The sequence below is a fragment of the Paenibacillus sp. FW126-R14 genome (assembly GCF_058789495.1).
Genome location: NZ_JBYTBS010000012.1, coordinates 73,408 through 94,988, shown reverse-complemented (window position 1 = coordinate 94,988; position 21,581 = coordinate 73,408). Strand labels below are relative to the sequence as shown.

At 50.0% G+C, this 21,581-nt stretch carries 17 protein-coding genes; 13 read left to right on the top strand and 4 right to left on the bottom strand.

What is annotated here, in order from left to right:
- The first annotated feature begins 63 nt into the window (after positions 1–63).
- The 3 genes from AC3WRW_RS11120 (at position 64) to AC3WRW_RS11110 (ending at position 4,863) form a co-directional block, all read left to right on the top strand.
- Positions 64–2,739, top strand: a complete 2,676-nt coding sequence (locus AC3WRW_RS11120; RefSeq protein WP_492546381.1) for a YhgE/Pip family protein — start codon at positions 64–66, stop codon at positions 2,737–2,739.
- A gap of 259 nt (positions 2,740–2,998) precedes the next feature.
- Entirely contained in the window at positions 2,999–3,685 is a 687-nt protein-coding gene (locus AC3WRW_RS11115) for a phosphatase PAP2 family protein (protein ID WP_492546380.1), read from the top strand.
- Positions 3,682–4,863 (top strand): MGDG synthase family glycosyltransferase, encoded by a 1,182-nt coding sequence (locus AC3WRW_RS11110; RefSeq protein WP_492546379.1) that lies wholly within the window; start codon positions 3,682–3,684, stop codon positions 4,861–4,863. Before AC3WRW_RS11115 ends, AC3WRW_RS11110 begins: the two co-directional genes overlap by 4 nt.
- 190 nt (positions 4,864–5,053) lie before the next feature.
- On the opposite strand, the gene AC3WRW_RS11105 is transcribed toward AC3WRW_RS11110, so the two are convergent.
- The 4 genes from AC3WRW_RS11105 to AC3WRW_RS11090 form a co-directional block, all read right to left on the bottom strand.
- Complete coding sequence (locus AC3WRW_RS11105; protein ID WP_492546378.1) at positions 5,054–5,935, bottom strand: ArsR/SmtB family transcription factor; 882 nt, start codon at positions 5,933–5,935, stop codon at positions 5,054–5,056.
- 988 nt (positions 5,936–6,923) lie between these two features.
- The gene (locus AC3WRW_RS11100) at positions 6,924–7,607 is read right to left on the bottom strand and encodes a putative endonuclease domain-containing protein (RefSeq protein WP_492546377.1); all 684 of its coding nucleotides are present in this window, start codon (positions 7,605–7,607) and stop codon (positions 6,924–6,926) included.
- 108 nt (positions 7,608–7,715) lie between these two features.
- A complete protein-coding gene (locus AC3WRW_RS11095; protein WP_492546376.1) occupies positions 7,716–8,732 on the bottom strand; it encodes a LacI family DNA-binding transcriptional regulator in 1,017 nt (338 codons plus the stop codon).
- Positions 8,733–8,843: 111 nt separating this feature from the next.
- The gene (locus tag AC3WRW_RS11090) at positions 8,844–9,434 is read right to left on the bottom strand and encodes a P-loop nucleotide/nucleoside kinase family protein (RefSeq protein ID WP_492546375.1); all 591 of its coding nucleotides are present in this window, start codon (positions 9,432–9,434) and stop codon (positions 8,844–8,846) included.
- 277 nt (positions 9,435–9,711) lie between these two features.
- Here AC3WRW_RS11090 and AC3WRW_RS11085 point away from each other — a divergent pair, with 277 nt between their 5' ends.
- The 10 genes from AC3WRW_RS11085 (at position 9,712) to AC3WRW_RS11040 (ending at position 21,574) form a co-directional block, all read left to right on the top strand.
- Positions 9,712–10,800, top strand: coding sequence for a serine hydrolase domain-containing protein (locus AC3WRW_RS11085; protein WP_492546374.1), 1,089 nt, complete (start codon positions 9,712–9,714; stop codon positions 10,798–10,800).
- Between the two features lie 127 nt (positions 10,801–10,927).
- Positions 10,928–12,535 (top strand): ABC transporter substrate-binding protein, encoded by a 1,608-nt coding sequence (locus tag AC3WRW_RS11080; protein WP_492546373.1) that lies wholly within the window; start codon positions 10,928–10,930, stop codon positions 12,533–12,535.
- A gap of 101 nt (positions 12,536–12,636) precedes the next feature.
- Entirely contained in the window at positions 12,637–13,641 is a 1,005-nt protein-coding gene (locus tag AC3WRW_RS11075) for an iron-hydroxamate ABC transporter substrate-binding protein (protein WP_492546372.1), read from the top strand.
- 10 nt (positions 13,642–13,651) lie between these two features.
- Positions 13,652–14,659 (top strand): FecCD family ABC transporter permease, encoded by a 1,008-nt coding sequence (locus AC3WRW_RS11070; RefSeq protein ID WP_492546371.1) that lies wholly within the window; start codon positions 13,652–13,654, stop codon positions 14,657–14,659.
- Positions 14,652–15,680, top strand: coding sequence for a FecCD family ABC transporter permease (locus tag AC3WRW_RS11065; RefSeq protein WP_492546411.1), 1,029 nt, complete (start codon positions 14,652–14,654; stop codon positions 15,678–15,680). Before AC3WRW_RS11070 ends, AC3WRW_RS11065 begins: the two co-directional genes overlap by 8 nt.
- 98 nt (positions 15,681–15,778) lie before the next feature.
- Positions 15,779–16,573: an alpha/beta hydrolase gene (locus AC3WRW_RS11060; RefSeq protein ID WP_492546410.1), complete on the top strand. Its 795-nt coding sequence runs from the start codon at positions 15,779–15,781 to the stop codon at positions 16,571–16,573.
- 118 nt (positions 16,574–16,691) lie between these two features.
- On the top strand, positions 16,692–18,137 hold the full coding sequence (locus AC3WRW_RS11055; RefSeq protein WP_492546370.1) for a DEAD/DEAH box helicase: 1,446 nt from the start codon (positions 16,692–16,694) through the stop codon (positions 18,135–18,137).
- Between the two features lie 169 nt (positions 18,138–18,306).
- The gene (locus tag AC3WRW_RS11050) at positions 18,307–19,251 is read left to right on the top strand and encodes a carbohydrate ABC transporter permease (RefSeq protein WP_492546369.1); all 945 of its coding nucleotides are present in this window, start codon (positions 18,307–18,309) and stop codon (positions 19,249–19,251) included.
- A 21-nt stretch (positions 19,252–19,272) separates the two neighbouring features.
- Positions 19,273–20,100: a carbohydrate ABC transporter permease gene (locus AC3WRW_RS11045; protein WP_492546368.1), complete on the top strand. Its 828-nt coding sequence runs from the start codon at positions 19,273–19,275 to the stop codon at positions 20,098–20,100.
- 124 nt (positions 20,101–20,224) lie between these two features.
- Entirely contained in the window at positions 20,225–21,574 is a 1,350-nt protein-coding gene (locus AC3WRW_RS11040) for an ABC transporter substrate-binding protein (protein ID WP_492546367.1), read from the top strand.
- The last annotated feature ends 7 nt before the right edge of the window (positions 21,575–21,581 follow it).

The window sequence follows — 21,581 nt, the reverse complement described above, 5'->3', positions numbered from 1 at the left end:
GTATGCGATGGAAGCTGTAAGGTTACATTAATAACCAAATGTGAAGGGATAGGTGAGACGTCGATGAAGAAGATTTTCAGCATCTATCGGACGGATCTAATCAACTTGTGGAGGGTGCCGACAGGTCTTTTGCTCATGGTTGCGCTTGCTATTCTGCCTTCTGTGTATGCTTGGATCAACCTGGAGGCGATGTGGGACCCCTATTCCAATACGTCGGGGATCAAAATTGCGGTAACAAGCAACGATCAGGGGGCCAAAATTGAGGATAAGGCCATTAACATAGGAAACGAGGTTGTGGATAGTTTAAAAAACAACCATACGCTCGGTTGGACCTTTGTGGATAAAGAAACGGCGCTGCGCGGCGTAGAACGCGGGGACTACTATGCCAGCCTGATTATACCTGAGGACTTTTCGCAGAAAATAACGAGCATTGTCGACGGGACGATGGAAAAGCCGGAAATTCTCTATACCGTGAATGAGAAAATCAATGCGGTAGCGCCCAAAATCACGAGCAAAGGCGCTTCCAGTGTCACTCAGCAAATCAGTGAAAATTTTATCAAAACGGTAAGCAGCTCGATCCTGACCCGAATGAAGGAGATCGGCATCGATTTTGAGAAGGAACTGCCGACGATTCGCAATATGGAGGCGAAGATTTTGGAGCTGGAGAAGCGGCTGCCGGAAATAGCGTCCATGGGGGATAAGGCGCTGGAGCTTGAGCAGAAGCTGCCTGAAATCAAAGAAAAGGGGCAGAAGATCGTCCAACTTGAACAAAAAATTCCTGATATTAACCAGGCGGCGGATACGGTTTTGAAAATTGAAGAACGCTGGCCGAAAATCCAGGAGGTGGCGCAGGAAGTGCTGCTCATTCAGCAGAAGCTGCCTGATATTCAGAAGGCTGCAAGCCGCGTCGCGGAGCTGGACCAAAACTTCGGCAAGGTGGAGGAGGTGCTGAATACCGCTATCGACAAGTCACGGCAAGCCGATGAGATTGTAACGTCGGCGCTGAATACATTGCCCAAAATCGACGCAATCGCGACGCAAGGGGCTGCTTTTGCCGATCAATTAACGAATTTTCTGCAAAAAAATGAGGCTGCTTTTCAAACGCTAATTCCTGTGGTGAAGCAAAATCTGATTCTGCTGCAGCAAACAGCGGATGCTGTCACACAGCTGACAGGGATGCTGCAGGATGTGAACCTTGACCCACAGAAGGCGCTGGCGGTTATGGCTCTTTTGTCCGAACGTCTTACGACCGGAGCGGCTGTGCTGGATAATACGATTGACGTTTTTACACGCTTGAATACATACTTGCCTGGCAATCCGTTCACGGATACGATAACCCGGTTGACGGGTGTGCGAACGAATTTGACGAACCAAATTCAAGCGCTGAATAAGCTGCAAAGCGCCATCGGGCGCGGCGAGAAGCCGGCGAAGGATATCGTAAACAACCTGAACGCATTGTCCAAAGAGGCCAGCGCTACTTTAGGGAATATCCTCGCGAGATACGACTCCGAGATTGTGCCCAATATGACCAAAGCGCTAGGCCAAATCATGTCCATAGCCCAGAATGCAGGGAGCGCTTTACAAACGTTAAAGGAGCAGCTGCCCAATATTAAAGGAATTTTGACGGATGCCCAAAGCGGCATTCATTTCGCTCAAACGCAGCTGGATACGCTGCAGAAGGAGCTGCCGGATATCCGGGCCAAAGTACACGAAGCGTCATCAACGCTCCAAAGCAAGCTGGATGCGTTCACGAACGGCATCAATGAGGCGGCTCCGTTCATCCGTAATGACCTGCCGCGCGTGGAGCAGAAGCTGCATGCCGCTTCGGATTTTATTCGCAACGATCTGCCCTCGGCGGAGGAGGATATCCGCAAAGTGGCGGATCTGTACCAGACGAAGCTCCCGGAAGTGGAGGACGCCGTTCATTTGGCGGCTAATCTGGTGCGGAGCGATCTGCCGGAGTTCGAAGCGGCCGTGCACAAGGCGGCTGATCAAATCCGCAACGTCCAAGGAAGCGGCAGTGTCGACGAGATTCTCCGCCTGCTCCAGAATGACATTCAAAAGCAAAGCGATTTTCTCGCAAATCCCGTGCTGATTAAAGAGGATAAACGATTTCCGATTCCGAACTACGGCTCGGCCATGTCGCCTTTTTACACAACGCTTTCTCTGTGGGTAGGCGCTATGCTGCTCGTCTCTCTGATGAGGGTCGATGTGGATAACTTGGACGGCGGTTTCAAGACGCATCACATTTATTTTGGACGGATGCTGATTTTCTTGACGGTAGGATTTTTTCAGGCGCTAATTGTCACCATTGGGGATATTTTTCTTTTGGGCACATATGTTGTGGATAAGATTTGGTTTGTTGTTTTTGCCGTGTTAATCAGCGCGGTGTTCATTACGATCACATACACGTTGGTTTCTGTTTTTGGCAACATCGGCAAGGGTATCGCAATTATTTTCCTTGTGCTGCAGTTCTCCAGTTCGGGAGGGACATTCCCGGTAAGCACGGCATCGTCCTTTTTTCAAAAGCTGAATCCGTTCGTTCCGTTTACCTATGCGGTTGGATTGATGCGCGAGGCGGTAGGCGGGATGCTGTGGGGATTGGTGCTGAAGGATGCCCTTTGCCTTTGCGTGTTTATCGTGGTCTGCTATGTCGTGGCGTTGGCTCTGAAAAAGCCGCTAAGCGGGTATACGAAGCGCGTGGCTGAAAAGGCGAAAATGACGAAGCTGATTTCTTAAAAAGTAACGCTCGTTCCGTGGTGTATGGCGGGGGACGTTTTGGGAAGCTGAGAAAAGGAAAGAATGGTTAGGACAGAGCATGCGCGATGACCTGAGGCGATGCCTTGGGTCTTTGTTATGCGAAGATAGAACATTTACATAAAAACTTAGCCTTTGGTCTAGGTTTGTTCAAGACTTTTGGCTAACGAAAGACAGTACCTTAGAGCGTTTAGATGAAAAATGTTCTCCTTTATGATGTAGATAATGTTAAGGAGAGCGAGTGATTCATGTGAAATCGGCATCGTGGTGGTCTTACTGCATCGCCTGCAGCGCTTTGCTGCTGATCCCGTTAGTGGGTCTGATCTACGTTCATCTGAATCAAGAGGGCCCGAGGGTTTACAGTCTGGTGACCGACCTGGACCGGCAAATTCCATTCTTGAAAGGCTTTGTTGTCCCTTACCTGTCGTGGTACGGATTTTTGCTCGTCGGTTTCCTGTACTTGGCGTACAAGGATCGCCGAACTTACTATATAACGCTAGTGGAGTCTGTGGTTGGCTTGTTGATTTGTTATGGGGTGTATGCGATTTATCAAACGACGGTTCCCCGGCCGGAACTAACCGGAAGCGACTCGCTGCTGCAGATGGTGGCGTGGGTGTATCGAACGGATCAACCGTTTAACTGTTTTCCAAGCACTCATGTGTTGACTTCGTATCTCATGATGAGAGCATATCTGCGTACTACGCATGTTGCATTGCGCTATAAAATGATCGTTACCTGCATGTCGCTGCTCATCATTTTATCCACACAGTTCGTGAAACAGCATGTTCTGCTTGATATCGCAGGGGCCGTTCTTGTGGCGGAGTGTGTCGTCTATGCCTTGGACCGCATGCGAAGAGGCTGGTTGGCGGATTCGCCTATAACGGTGCGTACACAGCAAAGCAAGCTCGAAGGAGGATTAAGACAATGAAAAGCAGGCACAAACTTTTGATCCTGACCGGCAGTTTAGGGGACGGACATAATAAGGCGGCGCAGGCGATACTCGAAGCTACGAGATTTCATAAGCCGGATGTCGACGTGAAGGTGGTCGATTTCTTAGAGTGGACGCATCCGTACTTGCATGGCGTGGGCAAATTTTGCTATATGCAGTGGGTGAAAAGCCTGCCGTCGGTTTATGGCTATTTGTACCGGAAGACGCGTGACGATAATACTTTTTCCCATATGTTTAAAAAAATGAAATCATTCAGCACCGACCGGATGCTGGAGCTGCTGCATGAAGAGAGTCCGACCGAGGTGGTGTGTACATTCCCGGGTGCAGCCGCGGCGATGTCGTACTTAAAATGCAACGGATTCACATCGGTGCCGACCGTGACTGTGATGACCGATTATACGGATCACAGTTATTGGGTTCATCCGGGAACGGACCGGTATCTGGTCGGCGCTGAGCACGTGAAGCAAGCGCTGCTGCGATACCGTGTTCCGGAGCAGCGAATCGTGGTTACGGGAATACCGATCCGCGAGCCGTTCACCCAAGTGTATGATCGGGCGGAGCTGCGAGATAAGCATGGCTTGGATCGCGAGATGCCGACCGTGCTCGTGATGGGCGGCGGCCACGGTTTGATCGGCAAGCAGTTCAAGTCCGTGCTGCAGTCGGAGGAACTGGCTGAGCCGGTTCAGTTTGTTTTCGTTTGCGGGCGCAACGAGAAATTGAAGCAGCTCCTCGAAGAGGAGCTGGGCGGCGCAAAAACGCGGCATCGCGTGAAAGTGACAGGGTTCGTGGACCATGTCCATGAGCTGATGGCTCTATCGGATTTGATCATCACGAAGCCGGGAGGTTTGACTATTTCTGAAGCGATGGCGTTGGAGCTTCCCATGATGCTTTATAAACCGATCCCTGGCCAAGAGCAGGAAAATGCCGCCTATCTGGTCAGCCTGGGAGCTGCGATCGAAGTAAAGAATGCGATGGAGCTGAGGAGCCAACTGCTCGAAGTAATCGCCAATCAATCCCTCTTGTCGAAGCTGAAAGAGAATGTGAAGCAAGGCCAGCGTCATCAGGACGCTCATCATATGCTTCGCGCCATTTTTGAAACTGACCATCATTTCATCCCTCTGTCAGACGGAATGCGCTACGCCTATGCCAACGGCTAGACGGGGCGCTTCTTCCCTCTTTTTATCCTTCAAAAAAGGCCAATTTTCGCGAAAAAATGCGCATTCGCTCTATGATGTCAAGTTTGTTGTCAATTTCAAATTTGAGTTTTGGATAGCTGCTATTTATGATTTATTCGTGGATGCTGCTTGACGAAATTTTGATTTGTAAAGCTGCGGCCGGGAGGCAGGTCTATTTGTCCTCATGCATGGTGACGACAATATCCTGCGCGTAGTTGCCGAAGCTTTTGCCGAATAAGGTGACGCCTCCGCAGTTGGGAGCGCTCTCCAGGGATGCGATGCGGAAGCGAATATCCTTGCCGAATGTGACGGCCAGATCTTGGATCGCGGTCTCGGATATTTTCGTTCCGTCCAGGTAGGAGCCGGTGGGACTGACGGTTATGACTTTGAGCAACCCGTGCTGCGTATTGCTGCTGCTCCACCAATCGGGCGACAGCACGCCTCGCTGAGAGCCGAAATCGCCAGGGCTTGTCCAATAGCCCAGTGGGATGTCGTTGATGTAGAACGTAATGTCCGACGGCCAGTTCTCGTTGTATCCCGGCGCTTCGGAGCAAATTTCGAAGGAGATTTCAAGCGTGCGCAGCTTTTGGTTGCTATGCAGGAAGTTGGGGATCCGATACTCCACATAGCCGCTGGCAAACCACAGTATCCCCGCATGGACATGTCCCGGATCAGCAAAATAGCGCGGGTCATCCAGCACGCCGATAAGCTGGGTCGGGGAGGCGAGCCCGCAGGTGGGTTTAACCTCGTAGGAGGCGAACTGCCCGACCGGGATAGCTACCGTGTTCGTTGGGAGCTCGCTCGGCTTTTTTGGTTTGATCTGAAGGACGGCCTGCTCCATGTTCAGGTGGCATATTTTCTGGGTTCCGCGAACACCGGTTGTGTTCTCGGAGGAGACGATGCCCGCTTGCTCGAGCTTCTGGATATGTTTGGTCACGATCGCGGAGGAAATGTCCAGCTTTTGCGAGAGCTGCTTGATGTTGAGAGGCTCCTGTCCGAGGAGCTCGATCATTTTCACGCGCGTTTCGGAGGAGAAGCATTCGAGAAAAGCCATATTTTTAGTGGACACTTCAATGTGCATAGGGGGTACCTCGATGTTTAATTTTTATGTTTATTGTATAACTTGTAGATTAATTTAACAATGAGCGGGGTTAGGGGGGAGGGTACGACTAGCTAGGGAGGGTGAATAGTTGTGTGGGCCGGAATTGTTTGTTTCCGGCAGATGTGGGCAGCTTGCGGTGCAAGTCGAAGTGAAGAGGGGATCGGGGAAGCGCAGGAAAAGTAGCATGGGTGAGGTGAGGGGATCGGGGAAGCGCAGGAAAAGTAGCATGGGTGAGGTGAGGGGGCGGTTGTGAGCTTGCTGAGGCGCGTGAGCTTCAGGATGTGCTCTGTGTTGCACTTTATGCAGCATAGAGCGGGCATATTGCAGCAAGAGCCCACTCTCGTTGTACAAAGTGCAACGATTTCGCCAGATTTTTGCTGAAAACTCGCTTTTGAGGGCAAATGGTTGTATAAAGTGCAATATAGCTGCCCGAGAAGCGAAAAAAGGCTGAAATGGTTGTGCAAAGTGCAATATAGCAACGCTAGTCGAAGTGAGGAGGGAAACTAGGGAGCACAGTTTAGCGCTAAAGGTGAGGTGAGGAGGAGCTTGTGGCAAGCTGAAACGGGTGGGTTTCAGGATGTGCTTTATGTTGCACTTTGTGCAGCATAGAGCGGGCATATTGCAGCAAGAGCCCATTCTCGTTGTACAAAGTGCAATGCTTTCGCTAGAATTGCACTGAAAACTAGCTTTTGAGGCCAAATGGTTGTACAACGTGCAATATAGATGTCGGAGAAGCGAGAATAGGCTGAAATGGTTGTACAACGTGCAATATAGCTACCGGAGAAGCGAAAAAAGGCTGAAATGGTTGCATAAAGTGACATAAAGTGCAATATAGCAACGCTAGTCGAAATGAGGAGGGAAACAAGAAGCACAGGTTTAGTACCAAAGGTGTAGTGAGGGTACGGTAGTAAGAAGGAAGAGAGTGAGCGCCGCGCCGCGTCTAGAGCAGGTAACGCCACGCATCCGCATTTAACTCGTAGTAGCGAGTCACTGTGCCACGCCCGATCGGGCGGAGAATGCCTTTCTCGGCCAGGCTCTGGAGCCGCTTGCGAGCGGTGCGGAAATTGATTCCGCACTCCGTGATGAGATCCTTAGGGCGGATGGGCCTGCCTAGGTTGATAGCGAGCCGGATGACCTCCTTTTCTTCAGGGGAAATGGAAATGGCGGTGCTTGGACCACTGCGCAGCATATGGGGGCCAATCACCAGTTGAAGCAGCATACGGCAAATCTCGGGGCGATACTGGATATCATCGAAGGAAAAATGGATCATTTTCCACCCCATTCCACTCAGAAAAGTATCCCGGTTCAACGCATAGCTGAACTTCTCGCGATCCATCTCCTTGATATGGCTCTGGAAGCCGTCGCACTCAATGCCGAATCGCCCATACGGGGTGAGGAAAGCGAAATCGAGGAACTGCGATTTCCGGTTCCAATCATAGATTTCATATTCCGGATGCAGGTTGTCGAAGTTGCCGAATAAAGGCCACCATACGTTGTAAAGCAGCAATTTTTCCGCAAAATTGTGACCTCTGCGTAAACGGCCCTGTCGCTCCCCGAATCGGAGTGCGAGATGGCTCGCCAAATACTTCTGATGCTGTTGCTCAAATTCAAATTCAAATTCCAAGCTAATAGGCCTCCTTGCGCAGATAAAATAAAAACGCCCCCGGGCCGAGTGGCTCAAGGACGTTCTTCGTCTATTTGGAGTATACCATTTTCCAGACAGAAGTAGAATTCATAATTTGCAACAAGAATCCCGTTCAATCAGCTCGCCGTAGACCGAGGTCTTCGTCGGGCCTCCGCCTTTATAGATCCTGCGAATCAATAAATCAACGGCCTCATGGCCAAGCTGCTCCCGCTGCACTTGAATGGTGGTGAGACGCGGCATCACCAACTGTGCGGCCTCAATATCGTCAAAACCGACGACGGAAATATCCTCCGGCACGCGAAGACCTCTGACGGTCAAATGCTGAATCAGCGCAATGGCAAGTCGGTCGTTGGCGCAGAACCAAGCGCTGGGCATTGCATCTAGGCTTATTGTCTCCAGGAAGGAGGCCAATTCATCCGCCGGAACGTCCTGCCCCTCGGATGGTTTGGAGCCCAGGAGACAATATCTCCTGTCAACCGGAAGTCCCGCATCTGACATGGCATTTTCGAATCCGAACCAGCGCTCTCTAAAGCTCTTGGGCATGACGCTCGCCCCGATGAAACCAATGTGCCGGTGGCCTTTACGGATGAGATAGGCGGCCATTTTGTAGGCCTCTTCTGCATTCGCTGTAACAACCGCATCCAGCTTCAAGCCCTCATAGCAATGATCCACCGTGACGATCGGAGTCCCCAGAACCTTCAGCTTGCCAACATAGTCAGGGTGGAAGAGGCCGACGGTCAGCACACCCCCGAACGGCATTTCATGATACAAGTTGGGTAGGAGCTGCAGCCGTTCCATTTCTTTCGTTACCCCGCTGATAATGGCGGAATAGCCGTTCTCTTTGGCTCTTTTTTCAATGGACCAGAACATGTCATAATACAAGTTTTTATCGTTCTGGATATATTCAGGAAACAAGACGAGAAGGTGGCTCTGCTTCTTCGTCGCCTTTGTCTCCGTTCGGTACTTTAGCTGCTGCGCGGCTTCGAATACGCGTGTACGCAGTTCATCGCTGACACCTGCTTTGTGATTGAGGGCTAAGGAGACAGCGTTTTTGGAAATGCCCAGCAGATCGGCAATGTCTTGCATGGAAGTTTTCGAGTTCATTTCGTTAAATACCCCTTGAGCGGAAAGTAAATTCTCTACAAATTGTAAAGCTTTCAGGGGAGTTATGTAAAGTAAATTAATCTGAAAATGTAACTTTACAATTTCGTAATGTCAACCAAAGTTGTAAATAAACTTTTCAAGCATGTCCAGCTTCTCAGCCGAGAAGGGTCCCGAATTGTCGAAATAGAGAATGGAGGATGGGGTAACCGACCAGCGAATCTCGCTTCGCCGCAGCGAAGGGCTGAACTGCTGCCAATTGTCCAGCTTCCACACATCCAGAGCGGAGCCTCTAGCTTTTATGCGCGAATGATAGGCATTCTCCGACGGAAGGTATACGTAAATCGCTTTGACTTGTACATCTTTGGTACTTGCACGGATGGCCGAAAGCTCTTGGTCAAGCCACAATGGATCGTTGATTTCTCGGGTAAAGGGTCCGATAACGACGGCATCCAAGCCTAAAGACAGATTCTCCAGCGCGGCATTCATGGTGATGCGGTAGCCCAGATCGCGGCAGTGCTGCTTATAAAAAGGGGAATCCCGATCCTCGGGATCTTGCCCGGCTAGCGTCATCAGGGCTTCGGCCGCGGGTCGCAGCAAAGTATCCATATCCAGAAAGGCGCCGCCATGTTTGCCTGCCCATGCTTTGGCTAATGTCGTTTTGCCTGCCCCTGCCGGGCCTATGAAAAAAATGAGTTTGCGCATGCGAACCTCCAAGAACAATCTTTTTGTCATTACGGATTTTTTCGTTACGGATATTGTAACATAAGTGTACTTGCAGTCCTCGATTTCAGCTAACGTTAAGGTTAATTTAAGGTAATATTAAGGTTTACGTCATACTTGCTTCATATTTGAATAGTAAGCTAGTTACATAAGAGAGAGGGTTAAAACCATACTGGAAGGATAGATAGAGATGTCTGGAACCCCAAACAACATATTCGTACAATCGGGAAACAATACCATATCGCCACCACATACAGTTGTGAACACGAAATCAACATCCGACTGGCCGACAGAGGGCTGGAGAACGAGCACGCCGGAGGCGCAAGGCATGTTCTCAGGGACGCTTGCCAAGACACTTGAGACGTTCAGCAGCCAGCAGGTGCATAGCGTAGCGGTTATTCGAAACGGGCATTTGGTTGTAGAAGCTTATAACAGCAGCACACAAGCCGATACCCTCCAAGATATGAAATCCGTCACCAAAAGCATAACGTCTGCACTGGTCGGTATTGCCTTATCGGAACGCAAGTTGATCAGTTTGGACCAGAAAGTTGCCGATTTTTTTCCTGAGCTTGCGAGCGATCCCTTGAAGTCCAGAATGACAATTAAACATTTGCTGAGCATGACCTCGGGCACGGCATGGGATAATACGGATGAAGTATCCTCGACCGAGATGATGTATTCTTCCGACTGGGTGCAGTACATTTTGGAACGCCCTGGTCATATGGAGCCAGGCTCCATGTTTAATTACAGTAATGGCGATGCGCATCTCATGTCAGCTTTACTGCACAAGGTGACAGGAGAGCCGATGCTCGACTACGCCAAATCCCGCTTGTTCGGACCTCTTGGCATTACAGAGGTGAGCTGGAATGACGATCCTCAGGGACGCACCATCGGCGCTTGGGCAATGGCTTTAACGCTGAGGGACATGGCCAAGATCGGCTACCTGTATATGAAACAAGGTCAATGGGAAGATCAAACCATTCTCCCGAAAACGTGGATACGCGACTCGATTCAAGGGCGAATCACCCTGAATTACAGCAACGGTACGCAAGGGGGCTACGGTCTATACTGGTGGACCAAGACGCTGCCCAAAGGAATCGTGAGAGGAAGCAAGAAGCCGTACGATATATTCTATGCTTCGGGTGCAGGCGGACGGCGCATTTTCGTCGTTCCCGAACTGCAGCTGGTCGTGGCGGCAACCGCGAATTCGAATGATGTGGACATGCCGGAAGGCTTGCTGCTTCAAGTGCTGCAAGCGATTCGGTCAGATAAGCCGCTACCGGAAAATCAGGAGAACTTTGCGAAGCTGAAGCAGGCTGTGCAAGCTTTTAAACTCGTAACGGAATAGAAAGAACGAAGAAGCTGCCGCGGCGGCTTCTTTTTCTTTGTGCCCAAGTTGACACGTCTTCTGCTGGTATGCTAAGTTTTATTTGATAATGATTCTCATTTTCATAAGAAGAGAGAGGGAGTTAACCTTGCCCACCGAGTTTTGTTCAGAGGAGAAAGCGCTCGCGTCTCTTGATCATATATGGCTGAAATTTCGTTCCGCACAATTGCTGCAAGGGGGGAGACTGGCGCATCAGCTTGTCTCCTCCTACTGTTTGGTTGTTTTTAAGCAGGGGGAGGGGACGATTACCCTAGATCTTCAGAGCTACCGCGTACTGCCTGATGCTGTGTATGTGGCTGCGCCGGGCCAAACGCTGGGATACGACCATGCCGCAGAAGAGAAACCGGAGATATACATGATAGAATTTGATGTCCATTGGGATGCGAATGACAATCTCCGGTTGCCTTTATCAGGCGAAATTGCTGTGCATATCGAGAACAATGCGCTGGGCGTTCTTTGCGAACAGCTGTGTGTTTGCCATCGAAGTCAAAGTGCTATGGAGCGATTCCGGGGACAGTCTGTTTTTCAGGAACTATTTTTCTGGATAATGAACCACATTCGTCATCTGCCTAAAGCGGATTCCCGCTCGGCGATGGATCGCACCAAAACGTATATCGAAAGCCATTTCCAAGAGAGTCTGACCATTGAACAGCTGGCGCGTATGGCTGAAATCAGCCCCAAATACTATGTGAGTTTATTTAAAAAAACGTATGGCAAAACAGCGATCGACTATTTAACCGAAGTCAGGGTGAAGATGGCGAAGCAGTTTATGCTCCAGTCCGATGCCCGATTGAAAGATATTGCGTACCAGGTGGGGTATAACGATGAGTTTTATTTTAGCCGCATGTTCAAAAAAGAGGTAGGCGTATCGCCGACGATCTATATGAAGAACCGCCGCCAGAAGGTCGTAGCATACTCGGCCACGATTCTCGGGCAGCTCCTCGCGCTGAAAATCATGCCTTATGCTGCGCCGCTTCACCCTAAGTGGACTTCTTACTACTATCAAAATTATCGGGCCGATATTCCGCTTCATCTGAGCGGTTACCGGTTTAACGAAGATTGGGAAACGAATGTTGGAGCGCTAGAAGGCAGCCAAGCAGATTGTATTATTGCCACTGACCAACTGAATCCCTTGGAGAAGGAAAGGCTTGAGCGGATCGCACCGGTCCATGTGATTCCTCAGCAAGACGACTGGCGGGAGCAGCTTCAATCGATAGCCCGGATCGTAGGGGCTGCGGACGAAGCGGAGGTGTGGCTGGATAGTTACGATCGCAAAGTCGCTCTAGTGCGGGAGCGTTTGCGCGAAGAGCTGGGAAATCAGAATGTGCTGATCGTCAGTATGTTTAAGAACAGATTTCGTATTCTGCCTACGCAGGGGATGCAAGATATGTTCCGTGATTTGCAGCTGACCGCCCCTTCGGGCATCGAACGGCATCTGGATACCCGCGGCGGCTTGAGCTTAGAGGCGCTCACCCTCCTTGAGGCGGATTACCTGCTGCTGAACATTCAACAGGAAACCGAAACGCTTCACCATTGGGAGCAAATAAAGAATTCTCCGCTATGGCAGGATTTGAGGGCTGTACGGAAGAACCGGCTCCACATCATCTCTTCTGATCCATGGCGGGAATACTCCGCTTATGCCAGCGAACGCAGGCTTCAAGATATTGAGGAGCGTTTATGTGGAAATCGTTCATGACAACTTCCGACTATTATCCATGTTCCAAGAGGAGGTCTTCCCCTATAATTTGGTGAGAATGATTATCAATTGTATCGGATTAGAGAGGGGATCTACATCATATGAAAAAAATAGCTACATTTGGCCTTTCGGCGTTAGTTCTGCTGGGATTGACAGCATGCGGAGGGAAAGCGGAGACTGTTCCTGCAGCGGCGGGCACAACGGCTCCCGAGAAGGCAAGCACCGCGGCCGCGGCAACGGCGCCTGCTTCATCAAGCACGAAAGCGATCCAATATGGCGGCAAAACATATACCGTACCGGCCAAATCGGACAAAATCGTCATTACAGGCGCTTTGGAGTCCATGGAGGATGCTTTGCTGCTGGATGTAAAGCCGGTGGGTGCTATAACCGTGGGCGGAAAATTCCCGTCTTTGTTTGCCTCGATTACAGATAAAGCAGAGGGCGTTGGCGAGAAAACCCAGCCTAATCTGGAAACGATCCTAAAGCTGAAGCCTGATGTCATCTTGATGAGCACCAAATTCCCGGCGGAGACGATTGAGAAAATGGCCAAAATCGGGCCGACGATCCCGGTTTCCCATATTTCAACGGACTGGGAGAATAACCTGAAACTTCTGGGCGAGCTTACGGGCAAACAGGATCAAGCCAACCAGGTCCTTCAAAAATACAAGAAGGATGCGCAAGCGCTGAAAGAGAAAATAGGCCCCGTTCTGAAGGATAAAAAGGTGCTGGCGCTGCGCGTTCGTTCCGGCAGCTTGTTCATTTATCCGGAGGATGTGTTCTTCAATCCGTCGATCTATGCGGAGCTTGGCGCAGCGGTTCCTGCGGAAGTGAAGCAGGCGAAAGCGCAGCAAAATATTTCGCTGGAGAAGCTTTCCGAAATGAATCCTGACTATTTATTCGTGCAATTCTCCGAAGAAGAGAATAAAGATACGCCGAAAGTGTTCGAGGAGCTGAAAAACAATCCGATTTTCAAAAGCATAAATGCCGTTAAGAATGGTCAGCTGTATACGAATCTTGTAGATCCTCTTACGCAGGGCGGGACGGCTTACAGCAAAATTAAATTCCTTGAAGCTCTCGGCAGCAGCAAATTAGTTCAAGCAAAGTGAGTGTTCGGCGATGAAATTAAGAGGTTACGCACCGGCGCTGATCCTGGCGGCAGCTCCAATTGCGGTGCTAGGCACCATTGTACTATCCATCTTGTATGGCGCTAAGAACATAGATGCAAGCCGTGTCATGGAAGCATTGCTGCACTTTGATGCAGATAATGTGGACCATCAGATTATTATGCACTCCAGGCTGCCGCGGGTGATAGGGGCGCTGCTCGTCGGCGCTTTCCTGGCCGTCTCGGGAGCTCTCATGCAGGGGATGACCAGAAATTATCTGGCATCCCCTTCCATTATGGGGATCTCGGACGGATCGGCATTCGCGGTGACGATTTGTATGGTCGCAGCGCCGTATGCCTCCACGATGGCGATGATTGCTTCCTCCTTCGCGGGCTCGGCGCTCAGCATCGTCATGGTGTTTGGCCTGGCTTCATTATTGCCAGGAGGCTTGTCTCCGGTACGATTGGCGATATTGGGGACGTTGATCGGGACTTTCTTGAGCAGCGTATCAGCCGCAATCGCGATGTATTTTCAAGTGTCGCAAAATATTAGCTTCTGGTACAACGCACGATTGCATCAGCTTGATCCGAAGCTGATCATGCTGGCGGTGCCTTTTGCCATAGTCGGATTAGCTCTGGCTGTTTGGATGTCAAAGTCGGTGACGATCTTGTCGTTTGGCGAGGAAATCGCTCTTTCGCTCGGACAGAGAACGACGCAGGTGAAGCTTTTGGTTACGCTTAGCGTGATTCTGTTAACGGGGATTTCGGTCGCTATTGCGGGGAAGATTGGCTTCGTCGGTCTGCTTGTTCCCCATATTACCCGATTTCTGGTCGGCATCGATTACAAATGGATTGTTCCCTGCTCGGCGGTCATCGGGGGCGTCTTTCTGGCGCTCTGCGACGTGCTCAGCAGGTTCCTGAACTACCCCTTCGAGATGCCGATCGGCGTTGTGACCGCCATAATTGGCGTTCCCTTCTTCCTCTACTTGATCCGTACAAGGGGAGGGGAGTCCAATCGTTAGAAGTTCTAACACGCGTTTCGTCATGCAAATGGCAGTGGGTCTATGCCTTATTCTGTTGACGGCATACCTATCTTTAACAAACGGCGCGTTCGACATTACCTTGCGTGATATTGTGCGCACGCTGCTGCGCATAGATCCGCAGCACGATTATGATCTTGTTATCCTGGAGTTTCGGCTGCCCCGGATCGTAATAGCGATTCTAGTCGGGATGGGGCTTGGCATGGCCGGCACTGTCGTCCAAAGCTTGACCCGCAATCATTTGGCCGACCCGGGAATCTTGGGCATTAATTCGGGTGCGGGACTGGCCATTGTCACCTTTTTGGTTTTCTTTCAAGGCAAAGTCAAGGGAACCGGGTGGGGGGCTATTTTGGCCATGCCGCTTGTGGGTTTATTCGGCGGGCTGGGAGCGGCGCTTCTCATCTATTCGTTTTCGAAGCTCAATGGCAGGCTGGAATCTCAAAGGATGCTGTTGTCAGGCATCGCAATTGCCTCAGGGCTTTCGGCTGCGACAGTATTCATTACGCTTAAGATGAATGCCAAAGATTTTGAGATGGCGGCCGTCTGGGTATCGGGAAGCATATACAACGCGAACTGGAAGTATATCGTTTCGATGCTGCCATGGTTATTGCTGCTTGCCCCTATTTTGATACTGCGCTCCTCGATTATGGATGTGTTTCAACTAAAGGAGGACAGTGTTCTGGGGTTAGGCGTAGCTGTCGATAAAGAGAAAGCCATTCTCCTTCTTAGCAGCATCGGCATAGTCAGCGCCTGCGTTTCCGTATCAGGGGGCATCGGCTTTATCGGTCTGATGGCCCCGCATATTGCACGCCGTCTAGTCGGTCTGGCGCACCGGCGACTGCTGCCGGCAAGCGCTGTGGTGGGTGCGCTGCTCGTGATGGTCTCCGACTTCATTGCCAAGACGGTGTTTACGCCTGTTGAGATGCCGGTCGGCGTCGTCATCGCGATTATTGGCGTGCCGTATTTCGTATGGCTGCTGTATAAGAATAAGCATCGGCGATGATCAATTCAAGGAAAAGAGGTAGCCAAATGCCCCGTATCGATTCAATCTCTTCTAATATATATACCGGTTCCGACGAGGGGGCTAGAGAGCCCTTTTCAATGCGGAACACGGAGCAATATCTCCTGCACAGTGAGTCTTGCAAGCGGACGTATCAAATCTATGCAGCGGTGCCTGCACAGGAGCCGCCGCCGCAGGGCTTTCCGGTCATCTATCTGCTCGATGCCAACGCTATGTTCGCTACGATGGTGGAAGCGATGCGCGTGCAAGCGCGCAGGCCGGAGAAGACAGGCGTTCACCCGGCTGTCATCGTGGGCATCGGCTATCCGACCGATGAGCCGTTCGATCCTTCGCGGTTTTATGATTTCACGATGCCGACGCCTAAAGAAGTGCTGGAAGCTTTGCCGGTCAGAAATGAGAATCACGTCTGGCCGGAGGTCGGCGGAGCGGATGCCTTCAGAGATTTCATTGAGCATGAGCTGAAGCCGGACATCGAGCGTCATTATGCGATTGATGCAAGCCGTCAGGCGATTTTCGGGCATTCGTTAGGCGGCCTCTTCGTACTGCAAACTTTGTTTACGAGGCCGCAGTCTTTTCAAACATATGTGGCCGGAAGCCCCTCCATACATTGGAATAAAGCCTTGCTGCGGGAGCAGGAGGAGCAGTTTCGCTCCTATTTGGAGCACGCCGATACGAAGCTTAACCTGCTGATCGCGGTTGGAGAGCTCGAGGGCGGACACCCGAGCAATATGGTTGCGAATGCTCAAGAGCTTTACGAGCGATTGACCCGGATGCCCCGGAACAAGCTGGATGCGGACTTTTACGAGTTTGCGGGGGAAGGGCATGTTTCCGTGCTTCCTGCGCTTGTAAGCCGCGCGTTACGCTGGGTAAGATAAAAAGAAGGCAGATATAAAAACCATCCGTTTGGCGTTCACAGCCGCTGCGGATGGTTTTTTCGGCAGGTTTATGAGATAGTTGGAGGAAAGAATGTGGTGTGAAAAGGGGAGTTATTTAGTGGCATTAAGAAGTTTTACGGACTATCAATTGAGCGGGGATATTCTCCGGGCGCTGGAGAGTTTAGGCTATGAGCAGCCGACCGATGTCCAGCACGAAGTGATTCCGATTGCGCTTCAGGAGAAAGATCTCACGGTGAAGTCGCGCACGGGAAGCGGGAAGACGGCGGCGTTCGGCATCCCGATCTGCGAGCTGGCCGAGTGGGAAGAGAACCGGCCGCAGGCGTTGATTCTGACACCGACAAGAGAGCTCGCGGATCAAGTGAAGCAGGATATGACGAACATCGGGCGGTTCAAGCGGATTAAAGCGGTGGCGTTGTACGGCAAGCAGCCTTTTGCCAGACAGAAGCTGGAGCTGCATCAGAAGTGTCATGTAGTCGTGGGCACGCCGGGGCGGGTGCTGGATCATATTCAGAAGGGAACGCTGGATCTGGAGAAGGTGAGGATGCTCGTCATCGATGAAGCGGACGAGATGCTGCGGATGGGCTTCATTGAGCAGGTGGGAGCGATTATCGATGAGGTCCCGACGGACCGTATGACGATGTTGTTTTCAGCGACGCTTCCGCAAGATGTGGAGCAGCTGTGTCACCGGTATATGCATAACCCGATCGATATTGAAATTCACACGCCGGAAGCCGCCAAAGTGCAGATTGAGCACTCCCTGATCATGGTAAAGGAAGCAGAGAAATTTAATGTGCTTAAGGATGTCTTTGTGACCGAGAATCCTGATAATTGCATCATTTTTTGCAGGACGCAAGAACATGTCGATCATCTGTACCGGGAGTTGGATTACCTTACGTATCCCTGCGATAAGATTCACGGCGGCATGGTGCAGGACGATCGTTTCTTCGTCATGAACGCGTTCAAGAGAGGCGAGTTCCGTTTCCTGATCGCGACGGATGTTGCGGCGCGGGGCATCGATGTGGAGGATATTACGCACGTCATCAACTATGACCTTCCGATGGAGAAGGAAAGCTATGTCCACCGGATCGGAAGAACCGGACGAGCAGGCAAGACGGGCAAAGCCATTACTTTCGCCACGCCGAATGAGCTGAGGTATCTGGCCGATATCGAAGACTACCTTGGCTTTGAAATTCCGCGCAAAGAGGCTCCGACGGAAGAGGAGGTCGCTCACGGCCAGCCGGCTTTCGACCGGACAATGCAGGCCACGCCAGCGATCAAGGCAGACAGAAGCGACCAGTTGAACAAGGGCATCATGAAGCTCTATTTTAACGGCGGGAAAAAGAAGAAGATTCGGGCAGTCGACTTTGTCGGAACGCTGGCCAAAATTGAAGGCGTGACGGCCGCGGATATCGGCATCATAACGATTCAGGACAATGCTTCCTATGTAGATATTCTGAACGGCAAAGGCCCGATGGTGCTCAAAATCATGAAAAATACCACGATCAAAGGCAAGCTGCTGAAAGTGCATGAAGCAAATAAGTAAGGGGAGAATATCCGTTAGGCCATTACGGCTTAGCGGATTTTTGCCTTTTGGCGGAAGGGAAGCTTCCCCGCAGGTTAAAATTTTACTCAAACGAGTAAATTATTTGACTTACCCGATTCGTCCTCGCAGGGTAGACTATAGAAAACACAACATATGGGGTGAATAATAGATGGCCAACAATACACACACACATTCGAGCACCCTTTCAGCCACCAAAGTGAAACGGAAAAGTTCGGCGCAGCAAATACGTGAGGACCTGACCGGCTATGCGTTCGTGGCTCCGATGGTACTCGGACTCTTTGTTTTTACGTTATTTCCAATTATAGCTTCCTTCTTCCTCAGCTTCACCGACTGGAACTTTGTTGCCGGTTTTTCCAAGGTGAAATTTCTCGGCTTAGATAACTTTATTAAGCTCCTTAAAGATACAGTCTTCCTATCCTCCCTGAAGAACAACATGATTTTAATGTTTGTCGTTCCTTTATCGTTGATTTTCTCGCTTGTTCTGGCAGTCGTTATCGACAAGAAGATCTATTTAAAAGATTTCTTTAAGGTCGTTTACTTCATTCCTTACATTTCTAGCGTTGTTGCCGTGGCTATTGTGTTTCAAGTATTATTTCATCCGACGTACGGGCCGATTAACCAAATTCTGATGGACATGGGCTTCGCCAATCCGCCGAAATGGCTCGCCGATCCAGATGTTGCTTTATATTGCGTAATGGGACTAATGATTTGGATTTCTATCGGTTATAACATGATTATTTTCATGGCGGGCTTGCAGTCGATTCCGAAAGATCTCTATGAGGCGGCGGACATTGACGGAGCATCGAAATTTAAACAGTTCATGAGCATCACGGTGCCGCTCTTGTCGCCAACGACATTCTTCCTGCTTGTAACGGGGATTATCGGTACATTTAAAGTGTTTGACGTTATTGCCGCTCTCACCGGGGGAGGCCCGGCGAACTCCACGAGCGTGGTCGTTTACCGCTTATATGAAACAGCCTTCATCAACTTGCAATCCGGTTACGCTTCCGCTATGGCGATTGTACTTGTGGTGCTTGTGCTCCTGATTACACTGCTGCAATGGATCGGACAACGTAAATGGGTGAACTACTAATAGAGAAGGAGGAATATCCCGATGGACAAGTATCAAAACTTTAAAAAAATTCTCCTTACATTACTAATGCTTGCAGTTGGCATACTATTCATGTCGCCGTTTCTCTGGATGATATCCGCTTCGTTGAAGCCGGAATCCGACGTGTTCCTCTACCCGATCCAGTGGATACCGCAGCATTGGAATGTCATTGAAAACTATAAAACGGTTTGGGAATCTAAATTCTCCCTATATTACTGGAACTCTATTAAGGTTACGGTGTTAACGACGGCGTTATCGGTCCTGCTTTCATCGATGGCGGCTTACGCCTTCTCGAAGATTAAATTCCGCGGCCGTAACGGACTATTCGTCCTCATTTTGGCCATCTACATGATTCCCAGCCAAGCGATTCTCGTTCCGCAGTTTCTGTTGTTCCGTTGGATGGGCTTGTTTGACAGCCACTTTGGTTTGATTTTGTTAGGTTCCTTCAGCGTTCTGGGAACATTTATGCTCCGTCAGTTTTACCTTGGCATTCACGATGAGTATATGGAGTCGGCACGGATCGACGGTGCAGGCCATTTGAGAATTTTCTGGTCCATTTGTACGCCGCTTGTGCGTCCGGCTATTGCTACGTATGCGATTCTGCGTTTTATCTGGACATGGAACGATTACCAGAATCCGTTGATTTTCTTAAGAACCAAAGATTTGTTCACACTTCCGCTTGGCATCCGGTCTTTTGCCGATTTGAACGGTGAGTTCTACTCTTTAATCATGGCTGCATCCGTGTCGGCGATCGTACCGCTTCTGATTATTTTCATCATTGGTCAAAAACAAGTTATCGAAGGTATTTCGATGGGCGGCGTTAAGGGCTAAGCAGGAAAAGTCAAAATATGAGTGCATGAGGTTAAAATAGTGCCTCGTGTGCTCCACGCAAGTTTGATACGATCGGTCATGTAAAGGTTTTCAAACAAAACAATGCTTACTTGGAGGGGTTCCTATGAAAAAGAGTTTATTAGTATTAAGCGGTGTACTAGCCATCAGTACTGCACTTGCAGGCTGTGGCAGCAATAAAAGCGAAACACCGGCAGCAACGAATAGCGCCAGCCCTGCAGGCGGAACGAAAGCTCCGGTTACCATTAAAGTTCAAGCTTGGTACACGGAAGCGCAAGGGAACTGGAATGCAACGGTTGAGGCTTATAACAAAACCCACCCGAATGTAAAAGTCGTCTATGAAAGCATGTCCGAGAAAGGCGATTCCCAAGAAGGGATGAAAAAGCTTGACCTTCTGGCTGCTTCCGGCGAGCAAATGGACGTTGTGATGTACTCCAGCGCATCCGATTTCGCGCAACGCGTTGGCGCAGGAATTTTGGAACCGCTTGATGATTACCTCAAAAAAGATAACATTGTCGTTAAAGACGAATATAAACTTGACCCTGTAGTTAATGGGAAATACTATGCCCTGCCTGGTAAAATGATTGAATGGTTCGTTCTGTTGAACAAAGACAAATTGGATGAAGCGAAGCTTCCGGTTCCAACAGAATGGACATGGGATCAGTATGCGGAATATGCGAAAAAGCTGACTAAAGGCGAAGGCGCCGCCAAGCAATACGGTTCCTATTTCCACAACTGGAAAGACTACGCGCTTCTGGCTTTGAACAATGATATGGAAAACCCATACCTGGTGAAATCCGATGGCACGCAAAACATTGACAATCCAAAAGTTCGTTACTCCCTTGATTTGAGAAACAAATTGGAGAACGTAGATAAAACGTCCGTGCCATACTTCGAAGTCGTATCGCAAAAAATGGCTTACCGTGATGTGTTCTACGGCGGTAAAACAGCAATGTTGGCAACAGGCAACTGGATGGTCGGAGAGCTGGCGCAAAACGCGAAGTTCAAAACCGTATTCGCTCCGTATCCGAAGTTTGATGCAAAAGATCAAAACGGTTTGACAGAAGTAGGCGCTGACTTCATGGGTGTAGCAGCAAACTCCAAAAACAAGCAAGCGGCTTATGATTTCGTAAAATGGTACACAACGGAAGGTATTCAAACGCAAGGTCTGTTCTTCTCCGGCTGGAAAAAAGCCGATGTTGAGAAAAACGTTGACGCGATTCTAAAAAGCGGCAAACCGGAACAAGTGGCTATGATCGACAAAGCTTCCTTGCTTGCAACTTTGAAAGTTAACAAAGCAACGAAATTGGTTGTTCCTCCAACGTATGCGCTGCAACAAGAGAAAGAATACTTAACGCAAGTTGAGCTGTTCTTGACAGGCAAGCAGGATTTGGAGAAAACAATTGCAACGGCTAAAACGAAAATCGAAGATATTCGTAAAAGCAACGCGAAATAAGCAGTAA